Annotated in this window: 9 protein-coding genes; 6 read left to right on the forward strand and 3 right to left on the reverse strand. The window is 64.4% G+C overall.

What is annotated here, in order from left to right; genetic code table 11:
• Positions 1-55 precede the first annotated feature (55 nt).
• Positions 56-1,954: a CotH kinase family protein gene (locus PX52LOC_RS41555; RefSeq protein WP_178132533.1), complete on the forward strand. Its 1,899-nt coding sequence runs from the start codon at positions 56-58 to the stop codon at positions 1,952-1,954.
• Between the two features lie 154 nt (positions 1,955-2,108).
• Here the strand turns inward: PX52LOC_RS41555 and PX52LOC_RS00605 are convergent, their stop codons facing one another.
• Positions 2,109-4,103, reverse strand: a complete 1,995-nt coding sequence (locus PX52LOC_RS00605) for a sigma-70 family RNA polymerase sigma factor (protein ID WP_149108249.1) — start codon at positions 4,101-4,103, stop codon at positions 2,109-2,111.
• Between the two features lie 303 nt (positions 4,104-4,406).
• Here PX52LOC_RS00605 and PX52LOC_RS00610 point away from each other — a divergent pair, with 303 nt between their 5' ends.
• A complete protein-coding gene (locus PX52LOC_RS00610; RefSeq protein WP_149108250.1) occupies positions 4,407-6,590 on the forward strand; it encodes a YXWGXW repeat-containing protein in 2,184 nt (727 codons plus the stop codon).
• A gap of 68 nt (positions 6,591-6,658) precedes the next feature.
• Here the strand turns inward: PX52LOC_RS00610 and clpB are convergent, their stop codons facing one another.
• Together clpB and PX52LOC_RS00620 are read right to left on the reverse strand one after the other, a co-directional pair.
• Positions 6,659-9,262 carry an ATP-dependent chaperone ClpB gene (clpB, locus tag PX52LOC_RS00615; RefSeq protein ID WP_149108251.1) on the reverse strand — a complete coding sequence of 868 codons (2,604 nt, stop codon included), beginning with the start codon at positions 9,260-9,262 and terminating at the stop codon, positions 6,659-6,661.
• A gap of 124 nt (positions 9,263-9,386) precedes the next feature.
• Positions 9,387-9,761, reverse strand: a complete 375-nt coding sequence (locus tag PX52LOC_RS00620) for a hypothetical protein (RefSeq protein ID WP_149108252.1) — start codon at positions 9,759-9,761, stop codon at positions 9,387-9,389.
• A gap of 78 nt (positions 9,762-9,839) precedes the next feature.
• Between PX52LOC_RS00620 and PX52LOC_RS00625 the strand changes: the two genes are divergently transcribed.
• The 4 genes from PX52LOC_RS00625 to trxA all read left to right on the forward strand — a co-directional run bounded on the left by PX52LOC_RS00625 (position 9,840) and on the right by trxA (position 13,728).
• Positions 9,840-10,529: a metallophosphoesterase family protein gene (locus PX52LOC_RS00625; protein WP_149108253.1), complete on the forward strand. Its 690-nt coding sequence runs from the start codon at positions 9,840-9,842 to the stop codon at positions 10,527-10,529.
• Between the two features lie 63 nt (positions 10,530-10,592).
• On the forward strand, positions 10,593-12,302 hold the full coding sequence (locus PX52LOC_RS00630; RefSeq protein ID WP_149108254.1) for a Gfo/Idh/MocA family protein: 1,710 nt from the start codon (positions 10,593-10,595) through the stop codon (positions 12,300-12,302).
• Positions 12,303-12,622: 320 nt separating this feature from the next.
• A complete protein-coding gene (locus PX52LOC_RS00635) occupies positions 12,623-13,435 on the forward strand; it encodes an MBL fold metallo-hydrolase (RefSeq protein ID WP_178132604.1) in 813 nt (270 codons plus the stop codon).
• Positions 13,435-13,728, forward strand: coding sequence for a thioredoxin (gene trxA / locus PX52LOC_RS00640; RefSeq protein ID WP_149108256.1), 294 nt, complete (start codon positions 13,435-13,437; stop codon positions 13,726-13,728). Before PX52LOC_RS00635 ends, trxA begins: the two co-directional genes overlap by 1 nt.
• Positions 13,729-13,733: the final 5 nt, after the last annotated feature.

Consider the following 13,733-nt stretch of genomic DNA (forward strand, 5'->3'; position numbering starts at 1 on the left):
AACCCCGCCTCTCGCTTCGGCGACACTTTTTATTTCCCCTCCGTGTGAAGGATTGATGATGAAATCGCGTGCGTTCGGTGTGGCCGCCCTCGGCCTGACCCTCCTGCTCACCCCGTTGGTGGCCCAACCACCCGGCGGCGGTGGTGGCTTCGGCGGGCCGGGCGGCATGATGGGCGGGCAAGAGCGGAAGATCGTCAAAGATTACGACAAGAACAACGACGGTTGGCTCAACAACGAGGAACGCAAGACCGCACGCGAGGCCCTCAAAAAAGACGCCAACGGCGGCGGCCGGCGGGGCGGCGGCATGATGGGCGGCGGTCGCGGTGAACAGCCCTCGCCGGGGAAGATGGTTAAGCCGGACGAGGTCAAGACTTACGGCGGTGAGTCTCTGTACGATCCGACCGTCCTCCGCACGATCTTCCTCGAATTCGAGAACAAGGACTGGGAGAAGGAACTCGAAGACTTCCACGGCACCGACGTGGACGTGCCCGCCGAGGTCACGGTCGATGGCAAGAAGTACCACAACGTCGGCATTCACTTCCGCGGCATGTCGTCCTACGGCGGCGTGCGGGCGGGGTCGAAGCGGTCGATGAACCTCGCCGTGGACATGGCCGACGCCAAGCAGAAGCTCAACGGCTACAAGACGCTCAACCTGCTCAACAACCACGAAGACGCCACGGCCATGAGCACGGTGCTCTACTCACACATTGCCCGCGAGTACCTGCCGGCCCCGAAGGCGAACTTCGTCAAGGTCGTCATCAACGGCGAGAACTGGGGCGTCTACACGAACGTGCAGCAGTTCAACAAGGACTTCACGAAGGAAAACTTCAACAGCGACAAGGGTGCCCGCTGGAAGGTCCGCGGCAGCCCCGGCGGTCAGGGCGGCGTCGAGTACCTCGGCGACGACCCGGCCCGGTACAAGCGGATCTACCAGATCAAATCGAAGGACGAGGACAAATCCTGGCAGGCCCTCATCAAGCTCGCCAAGACGCTGAACCAAACCCCGGCGGACCAACTGGAAGAAGCCCTGAAGCCGATGCTCGACATCGACGGCCTGCTGTGGTTCCTGGCCCTGGACGTGGCCCTCATCAACGGCGACGGCTTCTGGACGCGGGCGAGCGACTACACCATCTACCTCGACGAGAAGGGCAAGTTCCACTTCATCCCGCACGACATGAACGAGTCGTTCCACGCGGCCGGCGGCCCCGGCATGGGCGGCGGCGGGCCGGGCGGTGGGATGCGGTTCGCGATGCCGAAGCCCGGCGAGGTGCTCCCGCCCGGATTGCAAGACGCCCTGGGGTTGACCGACGCGCAGAAAAAGGAACTCGCGAAGATTCAGAAGGAGACGGATGAGAAGCTGAACGCCTTCCTGACGGACGAGCAGCGGAAGCAACTCAAGGACATGCAGGCCAATGCCGGCCAACCGATGGGCGGCTTCGGTGGTGGCGGGTTCGGCGGCGGTCCCGGTGGCCCCGGCGGCGGGTTCGGTGGTCCCGGCGGCGGTGCGGGTGGCCCTCCCGGTGGCGGTGGCCCCGGCGGTGCCGGTGGTCCCGGTGGTGGTGGATTCGGGGGCGGTCGCGGTGGCTTCGGCGGCGGTCCGGGCGGTGGCGGCGGTGGTCTCGAACTCGATCCGCTCGTCGGGCTGACCGACACGCGCAAGGCCCTGCGGAGCAAGATTCTCTCCGTGCCGAGCCTGCGGGCGAAGTACCTGCAAGACGTGAAGACGATCGCCGAGAAGTCGCTGGACTGGAAGGTGCTCGGCCCGTTCGTGGCGATGAACCGCAACCTGATCTCTGCCGAACTAAAAGCCGACACGAAGAAGCTGGAACCGTTTGAAGCCTTCGAACGGACGACCGGCGACACGGCCGAAGCCGGCCGCGGCCGCGAGACGGCCCTGCGAACCTTCGCCGACCAACGGCGGAAGTTCCTGCTGAGCTATCAAGAGAAGAAGTAACAGGTCGAATCCCGAAGGGGCGGGCGGGTCGATACCGCCCGCCCCTTCGTCATTTCGCGTCTTCCACGATCGAGATGACCCGCACCGTTCGCTTCGCCGTCGCCAGTTTGAGGCCGGTCTGGCCCTCGATCTGTTTAACGGCGGCGGCGAATTCTTACTTCGGATCGGGCTTGGCCCCACCAGCTCGGTAACTATAGTTCCAGCGAACGGCCTGCTCAGGGGACACCTCCGCCTCGCCCACAACGCGGGCGCGAAGGTAGATACTGATGTCGTTCAGGAACTCGTCCCACGTACCGCTCCTAATGGAACCCATCGCAACACCTTTCGGGTCGATTACGTCGAGTTCGATCACATCCGGCTTGCCGTCCGGTAGCCGTTTCGGACGATACAGACCCTTCGCAACGATCACCTCGCGTTCGAGTGTGTCCACACGGACCCGAACGGCCCACTTCATCTCGTCGCGGAGAACGCCTTCTAACGACGCCGCAAAATCCTCGACCTTTGCCCCAGCCCGAAAGACGAACTCGCCCGGAATCAAGCGGTCGAGCAGTTCCTCAGGGCATTCGAATTCCTGTCGCGGCACACCGGAGTAAAGGCACCCAAAATCCAGAACTTGTCTCAGTTGCGCGGTCTGTCGGTGGTCCACGATGCCAACCGCCCCCTTGCCGTCCATCTTGAGTTGCCCGTCGTCCACGCGATACCAAAACAAGCCCTTCTCGCGTGCTTCTTCAGATTGTTTCGCGACCTGCTTCAGATACTCGTCGCGGGCTGCCGGGTACGGTGGGGGAATCCGCTTCAGCACCTCGCCATCCTTTAGGGCATAGGCGGCGTAGAAATCGTTCTTCCAGGCCGGCTCGTCGGCGGTCGTCTGTTTCGGCGAGTCGGCCTTCGGCTTCGCGTCCTTCCGCTCGAACTCGATCACCGTCAGCGGGTCGGCATCCTTCGGCCGGTCCTTCGGGTCGAAGCTCTTGGGGCGGGCCACCTCCGAACGGCCGTAGTACGCGACCTTCAATTTCTCACCATCGAGTTCGTACAGCCAGAGCATGAGCATCCGGTCGCCGACGATGTTCAATTCCTTCGGCGTCGCGCTCGGGTTGAGCACGTACCGGAGTTTGGAAATCTCCGCCCGCTCCCCGGGCTTTGTGCAGACGATGACCAACTCGTCGGTGTCAAACCTCAGTTCATACGTCGATCCCCCTGCGTCCGCCGGGGTCGCGGGGTACTTCGACGTTTTCTTGGATGCCCACGTACCCCGTAACTTGTCCGCCTCGTCCTTCTCGGCCTTGAGCTTCTTGATAAGGGCTGGTTCCCCGGCCTTCGGGGCCAGCTTTTCGTCCGCGTTCGCCGGTCCCGGCCGGAAACCGCCGACGCCCGCGACCATCAGCACGACCACGCCGATGACGGCCACGCCGAGTTTGAGTTTGCTCAGGAACAACATCTTCGACACCTCCGCAACGAGTTGGGTGACGCCGTCCGTCGGCCCGGTGAAGGCGGCCTGCACGGCCGCGCTCGCCAGGCCCGGCGACGCCGTGGCGGTTCGGTCCGCCAGCAACGCCGCCAAGCCCGCGACGCCGAAGCCGCGGGCGGTCAATCGTTTCTGTAACATCCGGTGGGCCGTCGCCAGTCGGCTCGAAATTGTCCCCTCGGCGATGCCGAGATTCACGGCCACCTCGCGCCGGGGCTTGCCTTCGAGTTCGCACAAGACGACCGGCTCGCGGTACTTCTCTGGCAGCCTGGCCAACTCTTCGTCGAGCACTCGCAGCAACTCGGAATTGTCCGCCGTCATGGGCGGTGGCTGGGCGTTCGCCTCGCGGAGTCGCCGTTTCGTGGCCATCGCTTTCGCCTTGAGTGCCGAGTGGTACGCCACGCCGTAGAGGAAGTTGCCGACGGACGCCCGGCCGGTGAACGCCGCCGCCCGCCGGGCCAGCACGAAGAATGCGGCCTGGAAGGCGTCATCCGCGTCGGCGGCGTTGCCGATCACGCGGCGGCAGGTGCCGAAGACCATCGCCGCGTGTCGTCGCACGATCGTGGCGAACGCAACCTCGTCCCGATTCGCGAGGAAGCGCGTGAGCAGTTCGCCGTCCGGCGTGTCATCCGGGGCGAGTTGGGCGGCCACGCGGCGAATGCCGGTGCTGAGGGCGGTCGTCATACGGTCCTCACGGCGGGGCGGTTAGAGAGATGTTCCCAGAGTCCCGTCGATCCGTCGATGATTTTGCGAGAAGTGGAGGGCGTAATTCCCAATTCGACGAGTTTTGAGTCGATTACCGCGACACCGCCTCCCGTCCCCGTATTGCGAAAAGTCGGCCCGGATGGTACGTTACGACCGCTACACTCGGCAAAGTCCGGCTGGGACTTGAGCCAACTTGCGCAAGTTCCCAGCCCACCCGCGTTTGGCGTGTGAAGTGCAACCTACTCCGCTTTCGCCACGGGTTTGCCCGTTCGAGGGTCTTCCATGAGAATCCGCCTGCCCCGCCTCTTCTTCGCCGGCCTCGCAAGTCTCGGTCTGGCCTCCGTCACCCCGGTTTTGTCTACCGCCGCCGACCCGCAAGAGGTCGAAATTCTAGCCCGTGGTCCCGTTCACGAAGCCTTCGCGACCACGACGGAAATTGAAAAAGACCCGCAGCTCGTCCGCAAGGCTCCGCCCGAAGCGATCGAGGAACTGCCGCCCGATCAGAAGCCCGACGGCGACAACGTGCAGTGGATTCCGGGCTACTGGCACTGGGACGAGGAGCGGGCAGACTTCATCTGGATCAGTGGCTTCTGGCGTGTCCCGCCGCCGAACCGGGTGTGGGTCGCCGGCAGTTGGCGAGAAGTTCGCGGTGGCTTCCAGTGGGCACAGGGCTTCTGGCAAGAGGCCGTCCCACCGCAGGCTCAGATTCAACCGTCGCAAGCTCAGGTCGAATACCTCGCCCAACCGCCGGCGCAACTGGAAGTGGCCCCGTCCGTCCCGTCGCCTGGCGAAACCTACGTTTACGTCCCCGGCACCTGGGTTTGGCGGAACCGCTACGTCTGGCGACCCGGCTTCTGGGTCGATCACCGGCCGGGCTGGATCTGGACGCCCGCGCACTATCGATGGACGCCGGCCGGGTACATCTTCATCGACGGCTACTGGGACATGCCTCTGGCCAACCGCGGCGTGCTGTTCGCCCCGGTCTATGTGCCCCCCGGCCTCTACGCCCGGCCGAACTACTACTACTCACCGACGGTCGTGGTGGCCGAGCCGGCCCTGTACACGTCGCTGTTCGTTCGCCGCGGGTGGGGGAATTACTATTTCGGCGACTACTACGAGCACCGCTATACGCAAATCGGCTTCTCGTCGTGGACCGGCGGGGGCGGTGGTGGCGGCGGTTTCGGCGTCTCGATCAGCGTCGGCCGATCGGTCGGGTACGACCCCCTCTGGAACTACTATCGGGTCGCCCACCGCAACGACACGGCCTGGGCCGTGGGCATCAATAACGTCTACACCGGCCGTTACAACGGCACGGTCGCCCGCCCGCCGCGAACGCTGGTCCAGCAGAACGTGGTGGTCAACAACATCACCAACAACGTCACGAACGTGACGAACAACAACACCGTGATCGTGAACAACAATAACACGGTGAACAACAACCAGATGATGTTGACGAACCTCAGCAACGTGGCTGCCCAGAACAAGGCCATCGCGTTGAAACCGATTCAACAGCAAGACCGCGTGAAGGAACAGCAGTTCGCGAAGGAGTTGCGACAAGTGTCGGCCCAGCGGAAGCAGGCAGAGACGGCCATCGTGGACCGCGGCCAAGTGCCGGTGAAGGGGAACGACACCCCGAAGACGGCGCAATTCGACGTGCCGAAGACGGCCATGCTTCGGGCGCAAGCCCCGGCAGCAAACGCGAAGGCCAATCCGGTCCCGCCGCCGGCGTCGAAGCTCGTTGGCCAGGCCAACCCGGAGAACACCAAGCCGGCCCTGAAGCCGACCCCGGTCACGCCGATGAATCCGAACACGGCGGCCCAGAAGCCGGACGTGGCGAAGCCTGCTCCGACGACGCCGATGCCGAACCCCACGCCCGGCCCGGCTCCCGCGCCGACTCCGAAGCCGATTGCCCCGGCCCCGGCTCCCACACCGAAGCCTGTGACTCCGGCCCCGGCCCCGACTCCGAAACCATTGACCCCAACCCCGACGCCCGCTCCGGCACCCACGCCGAAACCGCTGACACCGACTCCGGCTCCGGCACCCACGCCGAAGCCCGTAACGCCGGCCCCACTTCCGGCTCCGGTGCCCACGCCGGCCCCGAAGCCGCTCGTGCCGGCCCCGGCTCCGAAGCCTTTAACGCCAGCACCGGCTCCAACCCCAGCTCCGATTCCTGCTCCGAAGCCGGTAGCACCGGCCCCGACGGCTCCGAAGCCGTTGGCGCCGGCACCGGCACCGCTGCCGGCCCCGAAGCCGATGGCCAGTTTCTCGCCGCCGCCGGCACCCACGGCTCAGCGAATTGAACCGCGTCCCGTCCCGGCTGCCCCCGTCGCCCCAACGCCGACGGCGAAGCCCGCTCCGATTGCGGCACCGGCGCCAGTCGCCAAGCCGATGACTCCCCCTCCGGCCGCCAAGCCGGCTCCGGCCCACGGAGAGAAGGGCGAGAAGAAGAACGGGAATAAGGGTTGAAGCGCACGACAGTAAACGAAAAAGCCCCGGCAGTAGCCGGGGCTTTTTCGTTGGCATCGCTCGATGATTTACGACGCCGTGAACTTCAGCGCGTCGTGGCTCACGTCGTAATCGACCGTCACGGTCGAACCGTCCTGAACCTCGCCAGTCAGCAACTTGCGGCCGAGGGCCGTTTCGACTTCCTTCTGTAACACGCGCTTCAACGGCCTCGCCCCGAAGTTCGGCTCGTAGCCAATCCCCACGAGGTACTTCTTCGCCTCCGGCGTCAGTGTCAGCGTGATCTTTCGCTCAGCCAACCGGGACACGAGGCGTTCCAGTTGGATGTCGATGATCTTCGTCAGGTCCTTTTCCGTCAGGGCGTGGAAGACGATCGTCTCGTCGATCCGGTTCAGGAACTCCGGCCGGAACGACTTGCGGAGTTCCTCCATCACGGCGTCCTTCATCCGGTCGTACACCTCGCCGATGTGCGACCCCTTGAACTGGAGAATCTTCTGACTGCCGATGTTCGACGTCATCAGCACGATGGTGTTCTTGAAGTCCACCAGTCGCCCCTGGCTGTCCGTCAGGCGGCCGTCGTCCAGCACTTGCAAGAGCACGTTGAACACGTCCGGGTGGGCTTTCTCGATCTCGTCGAACAGGATCACGCAGTACGGCCGACGACGGACGGCTTCGGTCAACTGTCCACCCTCGTCGTAGCCGACGTACCCCGGCGGCGCGCCCACGAGGCGGCTGACGGTATGCTTCTCCTGGTACTCACTCATGTCGATGCGGACCATCGCCTTGTCGTCGTCGAACAGGAACTGCGCGAGAGCGCGGGCGAGTTCCGTCTTGCCGACGCCGGTCGGGCCGAGGAACAAAAATGAGCCGAGCGGCCGTTGCGGGTCGTTGAGGCCCGCCCGCGAGCGGATGACTGCCTCGCTGACGGCCCGCACCGCCTCGTCTTGGCCGATCACCCGCTTGTGCAACTCGTCTTCCAGGTGCAACAGCTTTGCCTTCTCGCCTTCGAGCAGTTTCACCACCGGCACGCCGGTCCACCGGCTGACCACGGCCGCGATGTCCTCCTCGCCAACCTCCTCTTTCAGCAGCCGATTGTCCTTCGCGGTCAACCCGGCCTCCATCGTCGTGAGTTTCTGCGTGAGTTCCGGCAGCTTGCCGTACTTCAGCTGCGACGCCTTCGCGAGATCGTAGTTCCGCTCCGTGACTTCGATCTCGCCCTTGACCTTCTCGATCTCCTCGCGGACCTGTTGCAGCGCGCGGACGTTATCCTTCTCCTCCTGCCACACGGCCTTGAGCGCGTCGCCCTTCTCCTTCGCGTTGGCCAGTTCCTTTTCCAAGCGTTCGAGCCGGTCCTTCGACGCCCGGTCGGTCTCCTTCTTCAACGCCTCGCGTTCGATCTCCAGCTGCATCACGCGGCGGGAAATCTCGTCGAGTTCCGTCGGCATCGAGTCGATCTCGGTGCGAATCTTCGCGGCGGCCTCGTCCACAAGGTCGATCGCCTTGTCCGGCAGGAAGCGGTCGGTGATGTAGCGGTTCGACAGCACCGCGGCCGCCACGAGCGCGGCGTCCTTAATGCGAACGCCGTGGTGCGTCTGGTAGCGATCGTTCAAGCCGCGCAAAATCGAGATCGTGTCCTCGACCGACGGCTGGTCGATGAACACTGGCTGGAAGCGGCGTTCGAGGGCCGCGTCCTTCTCGATGTGCTGGCGGTACTCGTCGAGCGTGGTCGCGCCGATGCAGTGCAATTCGCCGCGGGCGAGCATCGGCTTGAGGAGGTTGCCGGCGTCCATCGCGCCGTCGGCCTTGCCCGCCCCGACGATGGTGTGCAGTTCGTCGATGAACAGGACGATCTGCCCCTCGGACTCGGTGACCTCTTTCAACACCGCCTTCAATCGCTCCTCGAACTCGCCGCGGTACTTCGCCCCGGCGATGAGCGAGCCCATGTCGAGGGCAACGATCTTCTTGTCCTTCAGCCCTTCCGGCACGTCGCCGCGCATGATGCGCAGGGCCAGCCCTTCGACAACGGCCGTCTTGCCGACGCCGGGTTCGCCGATGAGGACGGGGTTGTTCTTCGTGCGGCGGCTCAGCACCTGCATCACGCGGCGAATCTCTTCATCGCGGCCGATGACCGGGTCGAGTTTGCCCTTCGCGGCCAACTGCGTGAGGTCACGGCCGTACTTTTCGAGCGATTGGTACGTCTCTTCCGGGTTCTGCGTGGTGACGCGCTGGGAGCCGCGGACTTCCTTGAGGGCACTTTCGAGCCGCTTCTTCGTCAGGCCGAACTCGCGGAGCAGGTTGCCCGCCGGCCCGCGGTCGTCGGCCATCGCGAGCAACAAGTGCTCGACCGAGACGTACTCGTCCTTCATCCGCTTGGCTTCGTCCTCGGCTTCACCGACGAGCTTGTTGAAGCGGCCGCTGCCGTACTGGTTCTGCGGCGCGCCACTCGCGCCGGTGACCTTCGGCATCTTCTCGAGTTCGCGTTGCAGCTTCAGCGTGAGCGCGTCGGCGGCGACGCCGGCTTTGTTCAAGATGGCGGGTGTCAGACCGCGCTCCTGGTCGAGCATGGCGAGCAAGAGGTGTTCGAGGTCGATCTGTTGATGGCCCATCTTGGCGGCGAGCGTCTGCGACCCCGCCAGCGCCTCGCGGGCCTTTTCGGTGAATCGGTTTAGGTCCATAGGTGTGTTCCTCCAGGGAGGAAACAGCAACCGGCGTACCAACGCGGAAAGTGCTTGAATGTGAGGGGATGGGAAGAAACGCCTGCCGAAATGGCATTCCCGACGAGCCGCGATTGAACGACGGTTACCGCACCGCGAAGGCGAACCTTGACAGCCCGAACATCATCGCGAACAGGAAGGCGTGCAGGAAGTGCCCACTGCCGTCGTCCTTCTTGAGCACCTCCCGCGCGAGGATGTACGACACGCCGCCGGCGATGATGGGGCTGACCGCCAGGTTCAGCAACCGCATCCACGGGAGCGGCAAAAACAGGTGCGGCGCGATCAGCGTCGAGACGAACCCGAGGCCGCCGCCGGACATCGCGTGAAGAAGGAAGATGCCGCAGCCTTCCTGCGTCTTCGACGACGTGCCCCGCGAGGCCAAGTCGAGGAGTCCGCTGCCGAGGACGTTGATGAGCAGTTCAAAGAATAGCTGAAAGACGACGACCAGGACTTCTTCCACGGGGCGGTTCTCCGACGGCGGTGACGAGAACCGCAATTGAACCATGAATTGCGGCCGAACGCTAGCTAGAATACCCTCATGCGCACCCTGGCCATCGGCGACATCCACGGCTGCTCGGCCATGCTCGACGACCTCCTCAGGGCCGTCAAGCCGACGCCGCAGGATCAAGTCGTCTTCCTCGGCGATTACGTTGACCGCGGGCCGGACAGCCGCGGCGTGATCGACCGCGTCCTCGCCCTGCGGCAGACACACAACGTCGTCTGCCTTCGCGGGAACCACGAACTCATGATGAGCCGGGCACGCCGGGACAAGTCCGAATACAAGATGTGGACGAGCGTCGGCGGGATGCAGGCCCTCGGTTCCTACGGCAAATCGCCCGGACGGGCGGGGACGGTCAACGACATCCCGACGGAACACTGGCGGTTCATCGAAGAGGAGTGCATCAACTACTACGAAACCGACATGCACATCTTCGTCCACGCCGGGGTCGCGTCCGAACTGCCGATGGACGAGCAAGATGAAATGTGGCTGTTTTGGGAGTTCCTGAACCCGACGTTCCCGCCGGCCCACCGTTCGGGCAAGGTCGTCATCTGCGGGCACAGTTCGCAGCGGTCGGGCGAGATTCTCGACTGCGAGAGTGCCATCTGCGTTGACACCTACGCCTACGGCGGCGGGTGGCTGTCGTGCCTGGACGTCGATAGCCGGCGGTACTGGCAGGTCAACCTGATCGGGCAAGTTCGAACCGGCGTGCTGGGCCATCCGCGCTGATTGCCCTTCAAGAATCCGGCCCAATCCCCTACAAAAACGAAGTACCCTCCCCGGAGCCGAATCATGTCCACAAAACTGTCGGAAGAAGACAAGCGCGTCGGCGCGTACAACTTCAACCAGGCCGCGGCCGACATTGCCGCGAATAACCCGGACCGCCGGACGTTCATGAAGGCCGTGACGGCTGCCGGGGCGGTGCTGCCGGTGTCAGCGGCGGTGTACTTCGGCTACGACTCGTGGAAGGGGAACAAGGCCGTCAAGGCCGCGATCATCGGCGTCGGCGACGAGGGCGGCGTCCTCATCGGCGAACACAACCCGGAATACCTGCAGTTCGTGGCCACCTGCGACCTGCGGCCGTCGAACCAGAAGCGAATCCTCGAAGGCGAGCCGAACGGACCGCGGAAGGGCTTCAACAAGATCTACGGCAAGGACGTTGCTGCCAAGATCAAGCAGTTCTCGGACTACAAGCAACTCATCTCCGAAGCGAAGAGCCTGGGCATTGAGGCGGTCGTGATCGCGACGCCGCTGTTCACGCACAAGGACATCGCCGTCGAGTGCATGAACGCCGGACTGCACGTGCTGTGCGAGAAGCTAATGGCCCGCGACGTGAAGTCGTGTAAGGAGATGATCGCCAGCGCCAAGAAGAACGGCGTGCTGCTCTCCGTCGGCCACCAACGGCACTACAGCCTGCTCTACGCCCATGCTCTGGAAGTCGTGAACTCCGGCATCCTCGGCGACATCAAGCACATCCGCGCACAGTGGCCGCGGAACAACTCTTGGCCGTTCGTGCCGACGGAAGCTCAGTTAAAGACGTTCGCCACCGGCAAAGACATCGACGGCAAAGAGTTCGACATCCCGGCTCTCATTGATGGCTGGTGCAAGCCGGTGCCCAAGGAAGACGCCGAACCGTTCTTGAAGGACCCCGACGCGCTCCTCAAGAAGACCGGCTTCAAGTCGATCACGGAACTCGTCCGCTGGCGGTTGTACGACCGCACCGGCGGCGGGCTGATGGCCGAACTCGGTAGCCACCAACTCGACGCCACCAGCATCTTCCTCGGCAAAGTCCACCCGCTGTCCGTCAGCGGCGTCGGCGGCAAGTTCTTCTACGGCAAGGGCAAGAACGACCGCGAGTCGAACGACGGCGTGTTCACCACCTTCGAGTTCCCCGGCCCGAACCACCCGAAAGGCAAGAACAAGGGCACGGACGAGAGCGACGTCGTCGTCATGACCTACACGTCGTTCAACACGAACGAGTTCGAGGACTACGGCGAGTGCCTGATGGGCAGCCGCGGCACGATGATCGTCGAGAAAGAAGCGAACGTCTACCTCTACAAAGAGAAGGAGAAGGGTCCGGCCGCGAAGAAGGACGACAAGGGCGGCAAGGACACGCTCGTGAAGGTCACGGGCGAGGGCAGTAAGAAGCCGGCGATGGAAGCGGCGTCCACGTGGGGCGGTGGCGGGGCGAGCATCGCCAAGGCGGCCGGTGGCCCGGCGTGGGACACGGAAATTCGCGGCTATCGCACCGAGATGGAACACTTCGCCTACTGCATCCGCCGGTGGCAAGACCTGAAGCAGCCGGTGAGCTACGAGAAGAACTCCGACGGCACGATGAAGCACAAGGACATCCTGCCCCGCTGCCACGGCGAAGTGGCGATGGCCGACGCGATCCTAGCCCTGACCGCGAACATGGCGATGGCCAAGAAGCAGCGGATCGAGTTCGAACACGGCTGGTTCGACGCCGAATCGCCGGACGCGCCCGAGCCGAAGTACGGGTAAGCACCGTTCCGTTCGAGCTTTGAGCACCGGAGGTGCGGCAGACGTTAGCCGGGGGTGGAGCGGAGCGCAACCCCTGACCCTTCGCCCACAACACCAAGCCCCGGAGGGGCGGCAGACGCACCCTCTGCCGCCCCTCCGGGGCTTGTTCCTTCGACTCATCTACCAGGGGTTGCGCTCCGCTCCACCCCTGGCTAACATCTGCCGCCGTTCCACGGCTAAAATCCGGAGGCCCTCCGATGCCATCTGATCGCCGCACGTTTCTCCAGTCCGCCGGCCTCGCCGTCGCCCTGTCCGGCACGGCGTCTGCGAGGGAACCTGTCATGAAGCACTGGGTTTGCGTTACCTGCGGCATCCAGTTCGCCGCGAGCGAGAAGGAACCGGCCGCCTGTCCGATCTGCCGGGACGAACGGCAGTACGTCGGCCACGGCGGGCAGACCTGGACCACGCTGGAAGACTACCGCAAGACGCACAAGAACGTCATCACGGAGGAAGAGGCGAACCTGCACTCGATCCACCCGCAGCCGAAGGCGGGCATCGGCCAGCGGGCGTTCGTGGTGCGGACGCCGGACGGCAACCTGCTGTGGGACTGCATCCCGCCGCTCGACGACGCGACGATTGCGGCGGTGAAGAAACTCGGCGGCCTGAAGGCGATCGCGATTTCGCACCCGCACTACTACACGACGATGGTCGAGTGGAGCCGGGCGTTCGGCGGCGTGCCGATTCACTTGCACTCGCTGGACAAGCAGTGGGTGATGCGGCCGGACGACGCGGTGCAGTTCTGGGACGGCGAGACGAAGGACCTGTTCGGCGGACTCAAACTCGTCAAGTGCGGCGGCCACTTCGAGGGCTATCAAGTGCTGCACTGGCCGGCCGGAGCGGGCGGCAAGGGCGTGTTGCTGAGCGGCGACCAACCGCAAGTCTGCCAGGACACGGCCTGGGTGAGCTTCATGTGGAGCTACCCGAACTACATCCCGCTCGGTCCGGCCGCCGTCAAGCACGCCGTCGCGTGCCTGAAGCCACTGGCCTTCGACCGCATCTACGGGGCGTTCCCGAACGGCCTCGTGAAGGCCGACGCGAAGGCGGTCGTGGAGCGGTCGGCCGCCCGGTACCTGCGGATGATGGGGGGTGCGTGATGCTGTTGGAAGAGTACAACTTCAAGCGCGAAGTGATCGACGACGCCGGCCCGGTGCTGGTCGACTTCTGGGCGGCGTGGTGCGGGCCGTGCCGCCAGATGAACCCGGTGTTGGCGGCCGTCGCCAAGGATTTCAAGGTGTGCAAGGTGAACACCGAGACGAACCCGCAGTTGGCCGCGAAGTTCCACGTCTCAGCGATCCCGCTACTGCTGATCTTCCGTAACGGGCAAGTTGTCCGCCGGTTCGAGGGCGTGACCGACGAGAAGACGTTACGAGCAGCCCTCGCGAACTGATCGAG

Origin of the sequence: Limnoglobus roseus (assembly GCF_008254045.1) — a bacterium.
Lineage (GTDB): Bacteria > Planctomycetota > Planctomycetia > Gemmatales > Gemmataceae > Limnoglobus > Limnoglobus roseus.

Excerpts from the sequence above, each read along its gene's own strand:
- PX52LOC_RS41555 (WP_178132533.1), top strand. The coding sequence starts at position 56 with ATGATGAAATCGCGTGCGTTCGGTGTGGCCGCCCTCGGCCTGACCCTC.
- PX52LOC_RS00605 (WP_149108249.1), bottom strand. The coding sequence starts at position 4,103 with ATGACGACCGCCCTCAGCACCGGCATTCGCCGCGTGGCCGCCCAACTC.
- PX52LOC_RS00630 (WP_149108254.1), top strand. The coding sequence starts at position 10,593 with ATGTCCACAAAACTGTCGGAAGAAGACAAGCGCGTCGGCGCGTACAAC.
- PX52LOC_RS00610 (WP_149108250.1), top strand. The coding sequence starts at position 4,407 with ATGAGAATCCGCCTGCCCCGCCTCTTCTTCGCCGGCCTCGCAAGTCTC.
- PX52LOC_RS00635 (WP_178132604.1), top strand. The coding sequence starts at position 12,623 with ATGAAGCACTGGGTTTGCGTTACCTGCGGCATCCAGTTCGCCGCGAGC.
- PX52LOC_RS00625 (WP_149108253.1), top strand. The coding sequence starts at position 9,840 with ATGCGCACCCTGGCCATCGGCGACATCCACGGCTGCTCGGCCATGCTC.
- trxA (WP_149108256.1), top strand. The coding sequence starts at position 13,435 with ATGCTGTTGGAAGAGTACAACTTCAAGCGCGAAGTGATCGACGACGCC.
- clpB (WP_149108251.1), bottom strand. The coding sequence starts at position 9,262 with ATGGACCTAAACCGATTCACCGAAAAGGCCCGCGAGGCGCTGGCGGGG.